Source organism: Bacillus sanguinis (assembly GCF_018332475.1).
Lineage (GTDB): Bacteria > Bacillota > Bacilli > Bacillales > Bacillaceae_G > Bacillus_A > Bacillus_A sanguinis.
This window is the reverse complement of record NZ_BOQB01000048.1, coordinates 1-10002: the sequence shown is the minus strand read 5'-3', so window position 1 is coordinate 10002 and position 10002 is coordinate 1. Positions and strand designations below refer to the sequence as shown.

General features: G+C 37.9%; 10 protein-coding genes. 9 read left to right on the top strand and 1 reads right to left on the bottom strand.

Features of this window, described 5'->3' with window-relative positions; translation table 11 throughout:
- Positions 1-258 precede the first annotated feature (258 nt).
- A complete protein-coding gene (glpT, locus tag KI369_RS06905) occupies positions 259-1608 on the bottom strand; it encodes a glycerol-3-phosphate transporter (protein ID WP_212955501.1) in 1350 nt (449 codons plus the stop codon).
- Between the two features lie 272 nt (positions 1609-1880).
- Here glpT and KI369_RS06900 point away from each other — a divergent pair, with 272 nt between their 5' ends.
- The 9 genes from KI369_RS06900 to KI369_RS06860 all read left to right on the top strand — a co-directional run.
- On the top strand, positions 1881-2339 hold the full coding sequence (locus tag KI369_RS06900; RefSeq protein WP_001132360.1) for a MarR family winged helix-turn-helix transcriptional regulator: 459 nt from the start codon (positions 1881-1883) through the stop codon (positions 2337-2339).
- 19 nt (positions 2340-2358) lie between these two features.
- Complete coding sequence (locus KI369_RS06895) at positions 2359-3972, top strand: MDR family MFS transporter (protein ID WP_212955500.1); 1614 nt, start codon at positions 2359-2361, stop codon at positions 3970-3972.
- 116 nt (positions 3973-4088) lie between these two features.
- Complete coding sequence (rbsR, locus tag KI369_RS06890; RefSeq protein ID WP_212955499.1) at positions 4089-5081, top strand: LacI family DNA-binding transcriptional regulator; 993 nt, start codon at positions 4089-4091, stop codon at positions 5079-5081.
- Positions 5082-5094: 13 nt separating this feature from the next.
- Complete coding sequence (rbsK, locus tag KI369_RS06885; RefSeq protein WP_212955498.1) at positions 5095-5991, top strand: ribokinase; 897 nt, start codon at positions 5095-5097, stop codon at positions 5989-5991.
- The gene (rbsD, locus tag KI369_RS06880; RefSeq protein WP_212955497.1) at positions 5988-6383 is read left to right on the top strand and encodes a D-ribose pyranase; all 396 of its coding nucleotides are present in this window, start codon (positions 5988-5990) and stop codon (positions 6381-6383) included. Before rbsK ends, rbsD begins: the two co-directional genes overlap by 4 nt.
- Positions 6384-6401: 18 nt before the next feature.
- Complete coding sequence (gene rbsA, locus KI369_RS06875) at positions 6402-7886, top strand: sugar ABC transporter ATP-binding protein (RefSeq protein WP_212955496.1); 1485 nt, start codon at positions 6402-6404, stop codon at positions 7884-7886.
- A gap of 2 nt (positions 7887-7888) precedes the next feature.
- The gene (locus KI369_RS06870) at positions 7889-8824 is read left to right on the top strand and encodes an ABC transporter permease subunit (RefSeq protein WP_048525030.1); all 936 of its coding nucleotides are present in this window, start codon (positions 7889-7891) and stop codon (positions 8822-8824) included.
- A 14-nt stretch (positions 8825-8838) separates the two neighbouring features.
- Positions 8839-9765 carry a ribose ABC transporter substrate-binding protein RbsB gene (rbsB, locus tag KI369_RS06865; protein ID WP_212955495.1) on the top strand — a complete coding sequence of 309 codons (927 nt, stop codon included), beginning with the start codon at positions 8839-8841 and terminating at the stop codon, positions 9763-9765.
- A 34-nt stretch (positions 9766-9799) separates the two neighbouring features.
- The coding region (locus tag KI369_RS06860) for a transaldolase family protein (protein WP_274382458.1) at positions 9800-10002 on the top strand (203 nt) is incomplete at its 3' end.

Genomic DNA, 10002 nt, shown 5'->3' with positions numbered 1-10002 from the left:
GACTAAATATTTTGTATGTTGTTGTTATTTTAATATAAATTGACAATGTTTGACAAGTATACGTTGAAAAAATATTCAAAAATCTTTTTATATAAAGATTGGATGCATGTATATAAGTAGTTGGAGTGATTTGGAAACGCTAACATACATAAGAGAGGCACATAAATCTTTTGTAAGAAAAAAGTATTATATGTAGAAAAAAGAGAGGTGTTCTCGAAAGAACAGTCTCTCTTTTTTTGATAAGAATAATATTATTGTTTAAGCTTGCTTTTGTTTTGCAGATCCTGTCTTTAAAGTAAGAGCAAGGAAGAACATTGCAAGTACACAAGATGCAAGTAATAAGATGAATCCGCCATCCCATCCGAATGCATCTACGATAAAGCCCATAGCGGCACTAGCGAAAGCAGCTCCGCCTAAGTAACCGAAGAAGCCAGTTAATCCCGCTGCAGTTCCAGCCGCTTTCTTTGGAGCTAAGTCAAGAGCATGTAGACCAATTAACATAACAGGTCCGTAAATTAAAAATCCAATTGCGACAAGTGCGATACTATCAACCATTGGATTACCAGGAGGGTTTAGCCAGTAAACAAGAACGGCGATAAATACACCAACCATGAATAAAATACCAGCAGGTGCGCGGCGTCCTTTAAATAGTTTATCACTCATCCAGCCACAAAGAAGTGTACCCGGAATACCAGCCCATTCATATAGAGCGTAAGCTGTACGTGAGCTACTATGAGTAAAGCTTTTTTCTTCTACTAAATAAGTAGGAGCCCAGTCTACAACACCGTAGCGAACGAAATAAACAAAAACGTTCGCGATAGCGATGTACCATAAAAATTTATTGTTTAGTACGTATTTAAATAAAATTTCCTTTGCCGAAAGTTCACGTTCGCGGTCTTGTACTTTCTCATCTGGTGGATATTCTCCAGTATGTTCTTCAATAGAAGGTAATCCGCAAGATTGAGGTGTATCTTTCATCGTAATTAACACATAAATACCAACTAAAATTGAAAGAATACCTGGGAAGTAAAAAATACTATGCCAGTCATTTGCAAAGAAATATAAGCCTAATGTTACAAGAGAAGGCATAAGTGCGCCGCCGACATTATGAGCGACGTTCCAAATAGACATTTTTGTACCACGTTCACTAATAGAGAACCAGTGAACCATTGTACGCCCGCAAGGAGGCCATCCCATACCTTGTACCCATCCATTTAAAAACTGAAGTACAAACATAAGTATAATGCTCGTTGTAATGAAAGAAAATGAGCCGAAAATAATATTAATGATACCTGATAAAAATAGCCCAGCTGCTAAAAAGTAGCGAGGATTACAACGATCGGATACGATACCCATAAGAAATTTACTTAATCCGTAAGCGATAGAAACTGCTGAAAGGATAACCCCAAGTTCCCCTTTACTAAAGCCTTGTTCAATTAAGTATGGCATTGCTAGTGAAAAGTTTTTTCGAACAAAGTAGTAACCTGCATAGCCGATGAAGATACCTAAGAATACTTGTAAACGTAATTTACGGTATTCACTATCAACGCGATCAGCTGGTAAGCGTTCCGCGTGGGGCGCAGGTTTAAAGAATTGTGTGAAAAACATAAAATGAAAATCCTCCCCAAATTAATTCGAAGTGTCGTAAGTCAGAGAGAATATAAAAAGGCCATGAAATATAAAAAAGTTTCCTTTTTTATGATTCATAGCCGTATACTCCGATTCTCCGTGACTGTCAATATTAACTTCGTCGAAAATTATACAACTTTGTGACAAAAATGTAAACGTTTTTATAAATAAAAAGTGTTGACGGATTTTATTCGTCGGATTAATATTTAAATACGTTAAATATTTTATTGTTTAAATAAGAGGTGGATAACATGCCAAATGATATGACGCATATCGATAAAATTCAAGCTCTTGCCTTTTCGATTGGAAAGAAAATGCAGACAGAGTTATTAGAACAAATGCAAGCAACAGGACTTACACCACCGCAGTTTTATATTTTAAAGATTTTAGATCATTATGGAGCTTCAAGGGCGACAAAATTAGCAAAAAAGATGTATGTAAAGCCTAGTGCAATTACAGTGATGATCGATCGCCTAATTGACCAAGAGCTTGTAGAGCGCTATCACGACAAAGATGACCGCCGTGTTGTCATCATTGAGTTAACAAAAAAGGGGAAAGCTAGGGTAGAAGAGGCAATGGTCGCTCGTAATGAGCACATTGCAAAATATTTCTCACATTTAGAATTACAAGAAAGAGAAGATTTGTTACGCCTCTTTGAGAAGCTCGAAACAATTATTTGCGGGACACAAGAGAAAAAAGAGAATAACTAAGAGGAATTGAGGAGATTACATGGAGCAACAAGAAAATATAAATAGAAAGTTGTTGTTAATCGGTTTAATAATCGCGATGCTATTTGCTGCATTAGATGGAACAATCGTTGGTACAGCAATGCCGCGTATCGTCGGTGAACTAGGCGGATTAAGCTTAATGACGTGGTTAACAACAGCCTATATGTTAACATCAACGACAGTTGTACCAATCGCAGGTAAATTAGCGGATTTACTTGGCCGTCGTAACGTATATATAACAGGGCTAGTTATCTTTATGGTTGGCTCAGCGTTATGTGGTATGGCAAATGGTATGACAGAATTAATTATTTTCCGTGGTATTCAAGGTCTTGGTGGCGGTATTATGATGCCGATGGCTATGATTATTATCGGAGATATGTTCACGGGGAAAGAACGTGCGAAATGGCAAGGTATTTTTGGTGCGTTATACGGTCTTGCTTCTGTAATTGGGCCACAAGTTGGTGGTTGGATTGTAGACGCAGTAAACTGGAGATGGGTATTCTACATTAACTTACCAGTTGGTATTTTAGCGACAATCTTTATTGCAATGGGATTAAAATCACATAAACAAACAGGACCAATTAAAATTGATATCGCTGGAATCTTTACGATGATTCTCGGTGTTGTCAGTTTATTACTTGCATTAACGTTTGGCGGGAAAGATTACGCATGGGATTCTTGGCAAATTATCGGGTTATTTGCATTAGCTCTAATTGGTATTGTTAGCTTTGTTATCGTTGAAACGAAAGCAGAAGAACCAATTTTACCGATGCATTTCTTTAAAAATCGTACATTTACAATACTGAATGCGATTGGATTCTTTATGAGTATTGGAATGTTCGGTGCGATTATGTTCGTACCATTCTTCATGCAAGGAATTGTAGGAGTAAGTGCTGCTGAATCAGGTACAATTATGACGCCAATGATGATTACTATGATTGTTATGAGTATTATCGGCGGGCAACTTGTATTAAAAGTTGGTGTGAAACCACAAATTATTACAGGAATGCTTATAATGGCTGGAGGATTCTGGTTATTAACAACGATGGATATGCACACAACTAAATTGACTGCTACTTCTTATATGATGGTTATCGGTTTAGGAATGGGGCTTGTAATGCCGACATTAACGTTAGCGTTACAAGAAAGCTTCCCGAAAAAAGATCTTGGTGTCGTAACATCATCAAGTCAGTTCTTCCGTCAAATTGGTGGAACATTTGGTATTACAATTTTAGGATCAATTATGAATAACACTTCAGGTACAACATTAACAAAGAATTTAGTACCTGTATTAGATACGTTCCCGAAAGAAGCGGGGCAAATGGTAACGAAATTTAAAGATATGATTCATACAGACCCACAAGGTTTATATTCGATGCTATTTAGTCCAGAGGCATTAAAACAAATGCCAGAAGCATTCGCTAACAGCATTGTACCGATCTTGAAAAATTCTTTAGTAGATTCACTTCATACTGTATTCTTAACAGGATTAGTATTTATCGTAGTAGGCGCTATCTTTACGATTTTCTTACAGAAGATTAAACTATCAGATCGTAAAAAAGACGCTGAAGAGCCTGCTGTAGAAGAAAAAGAACAAACTGTATCATATTCGTAATGAAAAAGCATCGCCTTATGGCGGTGCTTTTTTAAGTATAACCTTAAAAGCTTTTTCTTGAGAAATGATTGACGTATTTCTAGAAATACGTTATATTATTTTCTGTAAACGGTTACATGAAATGGAGAGAGAAGAGAATGAGTACGATTAAAGACGTTGCAAAATTAGCGGGAGTATCTGTTGCGACCGTTTCCAGAGTGTTAAATAAAAATGGATATGTTCATGAAGATACGTTAAAGAAAGTAGAACGAGCGATTGAGATGCTAGACTATAAGCCTAGTACAGTAGCGCGTTCACTGTATAATAAAAAATCTCGTTTAATTGGCTTAGTTGTTCCAAATATCGTGAATCCATTCTTTCCAGAAGTTGCACGTGCCGTAGAAGATGTAGCGTATAAGCAAGGGTATACAGTTGTACTTTGTAACTCTGATGAAAGTTTAGAGAAAGAAAAGCAATATATTGATGTACTTAGGCAAAATAATGTAGATGGATTTATTGTAGCGACAAATCCACAAAATAGTGTGAATTACATGAACTTGTCCGTACCAGTCGTTGCAATTGACCGTATGTTTAATGAGCGTATACCTGCTGTGTATGCAGATAACTATGCGGGAAGTCAGGCTGCGACAAAGTTATTAATAGATAAAGGCTGTAAACATATTGCACATATTCGTGGACCGCGTGACGTAAGTACAGCTAATGAACGTTTTGAAGGGTTTGTAGACGTTATTACGCAAAATAATCTTTCTTATATGATTGCAGAGAGTACATTTGATCCAGCTAATAGTGAGCGTGTAGCGGTAGAATTATTAGAAGAATACCCACATATTGATGGAATTGTTGCTGGGAATGATTTAATTGCAATAGGTATCGTAAAGGCTGCACTTCAAAAGGGAATTTCCATTCCAGATGATTTACAAATTATCGGATTCGATGGGATTTCTTTAACAGAGATGATGTATCCATCTATTACAACTGTTGCACAGCCGATTTATGAAATGGGGAAAATTGCAACAGAACTGCTGTTAGAGCAGATGGAAGGAAACGTATTAGAAGAGAAACACTATCGTTTACCGATTGAAATTATAGAACGAAATACAACGAAGTAAGGAGATGAAACAGATGCCAAATATTGCAGTAGTAGGTAGTATTTCAATGGACTTAGTGGCCGTTTCAAAAAAACGTCCGAAAGCAGGAGAAACAGTAATTGGTGAAGCATTTCATACAATTCCAGGAGGAAAAGGAGCGAACCAAGCGGTTGCTGCAGCTAGATTAGGCGCAAATGTAGCGATGGTTGGAGCAGTAGGAGACGATAATTATGGAACTGTAGTGAAGAAAAATTTAGAAAACGAACGCGTTTTTATCGACTATGTGGTACCGGTTACAGATGCAGCGACAGGAATTGCTCATATCGTTTTAGCAGAAGAGGATAACAGTATTGTTGTCGTGCAAGGAGCGAATGCTCTTGTAAATGAGTCGATTGTAGATCGTTCAAAAGATCTTCTTATAAAAGCAGATATGGTTGTGCTTCAACTAGAGATTCCGCTTGAAACAGTAAAATATGTATTGGCTATTTGTGAGGAGCACAAAATCCCAGTTATGTTAAATCCAGCGCCAGCACAAGTGTTATCAGAAGATATTTTAGAAAAGGCAACTTATATTACGCCAAATGAACATGAGTGCCGCATCGTATTAGATGATTTCACATCACCAATTGAAGAGTTACTGGCTAAATATCCAAATAAACTATTGATGACAGAAGGTTCTAACGGTGTACGTTTCCATAATGGTACGGAGATTGTACATGTTCCTAGCATTGCTGTTGATGTAGTAGATACGACTGGAGCTGGTGATACATTTAATGGTGCATTAGCAGTTGCGCTTTCTGAAGGAGAAGCACTTCAAAAAGCAATTCGTTTTGCGAATATTGCTGGTGGCCTTTCTGTAACGAAGCTTGGGGCGCAAGGCGGTATGCCAACGAGAGATAAAGTGCGTGAAGTGCAGGTGATTGTCGGATGAAAAAGCACGGTGTATTAAACAGTGAGATCGCATCAGTGCTTGCTTCACTTGGGCATACAGATACGATTGTAATCGCAGACTGCGGGTTACCGATTCCTGACGGAGTAAAACGAATTGATTTAGCTGTTGAGATTGGAAAACCTAGCTTTTTAGACGTATTGCAAGTGGTAGCTGATGATATGGCAATTGAAAAAGTGACGTTAGCAGAAGAAGTCATTATAAATAATGCGGAAGTGAATAAAGAGATTGAGCTGAAATTAATAGAGCCAGCATTTGAGTATGTATCTCATGAACAATTTAAAGAGCATACAAAGAAAGCAAAGGCAATTATTCGTACAGGAGAGGCTACTCCTTATGCCAATGTAATTTTACATGCAGGCGTGATTTTTTAATAAAGGGAAGTGATGAGAATGCGTATTGAAATGAAAAATATTTCAAAGGCGTTCAATGGCAATCCTGTTTTGAAGAATGCACAGTTTATGATTGAAACAGGAGAAGTTCATGCATTGATGGGGGAAAATGGAGCGGGTAAATCAACGCTCATGAAAATTTTAACAGGTGTATATAAAAGAGATGGTGGAACGATCACGATTGATGGACAAGAACGAACTTTTAAAAATGCGAAAGAAGCTGAAGAGTACGGTATTGCATTTATACATCAAGAATTAAACATATTACCGAATTTAACAGTAGCTGAAAATATGTTTCTCGGTAAAGAGTTAATGTATGGGAAGACAGGTATTTTACGTACGCGTCAAATGAATGCGATTGCGCAGCAGCAACTAGCGGAGTTAGGGTTACATGTCAAAGGCGCTATGTTGGCAGGAGAGTTATCGGTTGGACAGCAGCAAATTATCGAAATTGCGAAAGCGTTAATGACAAACGCGAGCGTTATTATTATGGATGAACCGACAGCTGCATTAACAGATCGTGAAATTGAGACGTTGTTTACTGTCATTAATAAATTACGTAAAGAAGGCGTTTCGTTCGTTTATATCTCACACCGAATGGAAGAAATCTTTTCAATATGTGATGCCATTACGATTTTACGTGATGGGGAATACGTAGGAAAGAGATTAATTCCGGAAACATCATTTGATGAAGTAGTGAGTATGATGGTGGGGCGCAGCATTGGTGAACGTTACCCAGAGCGAGATAGTCAAATTGGTGATATCATTTTCGAGATGCGTAATGGAACGAAAAAAGGGAAGTTTGAAAATGTTTCGTTTCAAGTTAGAAAAGGTGAAATTCTTGGTGTAGCTGGCTTGATGGGAGCTGGGCGCACAGATATTATGAAAGCGATATTTGGATACGAACCGTTAGATTCTGGTCAAATTTTCATAAATGGACAAGAAGTAAAGATTGATAGTCCGATAGATGCGATTAGACAAAGAATAGCTTTCATTACAGAGGATAGAAAATCTGAAGGATTAGTGTTAGATTTCTCAATTCGACAAAATTTAGCTTTACCGAATTTAGAAAGCCTCTCAAAGGGAAGTGTCCTTAGTAACGAACTAGAACAACAGTTTACAGCGGACATGATGAAACTTCTTAATGTGAAAGCGGCTAGTGGAGAGCAATCTGTGAAATCTCTTTCTGGTGGAAATCAGCAAAAGGTTGTTATTGCAAAATGGTTAGGTATCCACCCGCAGTTACTCATTTTAGATGAGCCAACAAGGGGTGTCGATGTTGGAGCGAAAAAAGAAATTTACTCTATTATGAATAAGCTTACCGAACAAGGAGATGCCGTTATTATGGTATCATCTGAGCTTCCAGAAGTTTTAGGGATGAGTGATCGCGTTCTTGTTATTCATGAAGGGAAAGTCAGCGGCATTTTAGAGAAAGATGAGGCATCACAAGAGTCTATTATGGCACTAGCTACAGGGGGAGAGTAAGGATGGCTAAGAAGGGGAATGTATTACAACAACTTGGGTCTTTAATTGGACTAGCGCTAATTATTGTAGTAATTACGGCTTTAAATCCAGCGTTTATTGAAATTCCAAATTTATTTAATATACTGCGTCAAGTATCGATTAATGCGCTTATTGCATTCGGAATGACCTTTGTAATTTTAACAGGGGGTATTGACTTATCGGTAGGTTCTATTTTAGCATTAGCAAGTGCACTTGTTGCTGGAATGATGGCAAGTGGCATGGACCCGTTCCTTGCGATGGCAGTTGGATTATTAGCTGGTCTTGTAATGGGGATTGTAAACGGTATCATTATAGCGAAGGGAAAAGTAGCTCCGTTTATTGCGACTTTAGCAACAATGACTATCTTTCGCGGGTTGACGCTTGTTTATATGGACGGACGTCCGATCACTGGTCTTGGTGATCATTTAATGTTCCAAATGTTTGGCCGCGGTTATTTTCTCGGTATTCCGGTACCAGCTGTTACAATGATGATCGCTTTCGCAGTACTGTACTTCATTTTGAAGAAAACGACATTTGGTCGCCGTACATTTGCAATTGGTGGAAATGAAGAAGCAGCAGCACTATCAGGTATTAATGTTACGAGAATTAAAGTAATGATTTACGGTCTTTCCGGAATTTTGGCAGCGCTTGCAGGTATTGTCTTAACATCACGACTAGATTCTGCACAGCCAACTGCAGGTACTTCTTACGAATTAGATGCAATTGCAGCAGTTGTATTAGGAGGGACAAGTCTTTCTGGAGGAAGAGGATGGATTGTTGGTACATTCATCGGTGTACTTATTATCGGTGTACTAAATAACGGTTTGAATTTATTAGGTGTATCTTCTTTCTTCCAACAAGTTGTAAAAGGACTTGTAATCTTATTAGCTGTATTAATTGATCGTCGAAAAGAAGCGTAATGGAGGGACAGTTCATGAAGAAATGGTTACTTATACTCGTTGCATGTATTATGGTCATTACTGCTGGTTGTTCAATGGAACCACCAGAATGGGCAAAGGATTCTGGCGATAAAGGTCGAAATAAAACTATTAAAGTTGGATTCTCTGTTTCAACTTTAAACAATCCATTTTTTGTGACTTTGAAAAAAGGGGCAGAAAAGAAAGCGAAAGAAAGCGGCATTGAATTGATTGCTGTTGATGCGCAAAATGATGCAGCAAAGCAAACAAATGATGTTGAAGACTTAATTCAAAAAGGTGTCGATGTAGTTGTTATTAATCCAACCGATTCAGATGCGGTTGCTTCAGCAGTAAGTGCGGCAAATGCAGCGAATGTTCCTGTTATTACAGTAGACCGCGTTGCAAATTCGGGTAAAGTTGTTTCTCACATTGCCTCTAATAATATTGAAGGTGGTCAAATGGCTAGTGATTACATTCGTGAATTAGTTGGCGAGGGAGCAAATATTGCTGAATTAGAAGGAATTCCTGGCTCTTCTGCTGCTCGTGAGCGCGGGAAAGGATTCCATAACGTAGCGGATAAGTCTTTGAAAATAGTTGCAAAACAAGCAGCTGATTTTGATAGAGCAAAAGGATTATCTGTTATGGAAAACATTTTGCAAGCAAATGGTGATATTAAAGCGGTGTTTGCGCATAACGATGAAATGGCATTAGGTGCACTGGAAGCATTGAAGTCTGCTGGAAAAACAGATGTAGTCGTTGTTGGGTTTGATGCAACAGAAGATGCTGTAAAAGCGGTTAAAGATGGGCGTATGGCTGCAACAGTTGCTCAAAAACCGGAATTAATCGGGGAGAAGGCGATGCAAACAGCAAAAGAGATCACGCAAGGTAAAAAAGTAGACAAATCTATTCCGATTGAATTAGAGCTTATTAAGAAAAATAAATAAATATAAAATGAAAATTAGGAAGGAAGAATAACAAATGAAATTCTTTATTGATACAGCAAACATTAATGAAATTAAAGAGGCAAATGCATTAGGTGTAGTAGCTGGAGTAACGACAAACCCATCACTTGTAGCAAAAGAAGGCGTAGATTTCCATGAGCGTATTCGTGAAATTTGCAGCTTTATAGAAGGACCTGTAAGCGCAGAAGTAATTAGCTTAGAAGCTGATAAAATGATTGA

Coding starts and splice junctions, on each gene's coding strand:
- rbsA (WP_212955496.1), top strand. CDS start 6,402: ATGCGTATTGAAATGAAAAATATTTCAAAGGCGTTCAATGGCAATCCT.
- glpT (WP_212955501.1), bottom strand. CDS start 1,608: ATGTTTTTCACACAATTCTTTAAACCTGCGCCCCACGCGGAACGCTTA.
- KI369_RS06900 (WP_001132360.1), top strand. CDS start 1,881: ATGCCAAATGATATGACGCATATCGATAAAATTCAAGCTCTTGCCTTT.
- KI369_RS06895 (WP_212955500.1), top strand. CDS start 2,359: ATGGAGCAACAAGAAAATATAAATAGAAAGTTGTTGTTAATCGGTTTA.
- rbsD (WP_212955497.1), top strand. CDS start 5,988: ATGAAAAAGCACGGTGTATTAAACAGTGAGATCGCATCAGTGCTTGCT.
- rbsK (WP_212955498.1), top strand. CDS start 5,095: ATGCCAAATATTGCAGTAGTAGGTAGTATTTCAATGGACTTAGTGGCC.
- KI369_RS06870 (WP_048525030.1), top strand. CDS start 7,889: ATGGCTAAGAAGGGGAATGTATTACAACAACTTGGGTCTTTAATTGGA.
- rbsB (WP_212955495.1), top strand. CDS start 8,839: ATGAAGAAATGGTTACTTATACTCGTTGCATGTATTATGGTCATTACT.
- rbsR (WP_212955499.1), top strand. CDS start 4,089: ATGAAATGGAGAGAGAAGAGAATGAGTACGATTAAAGACGTTGCAAAA.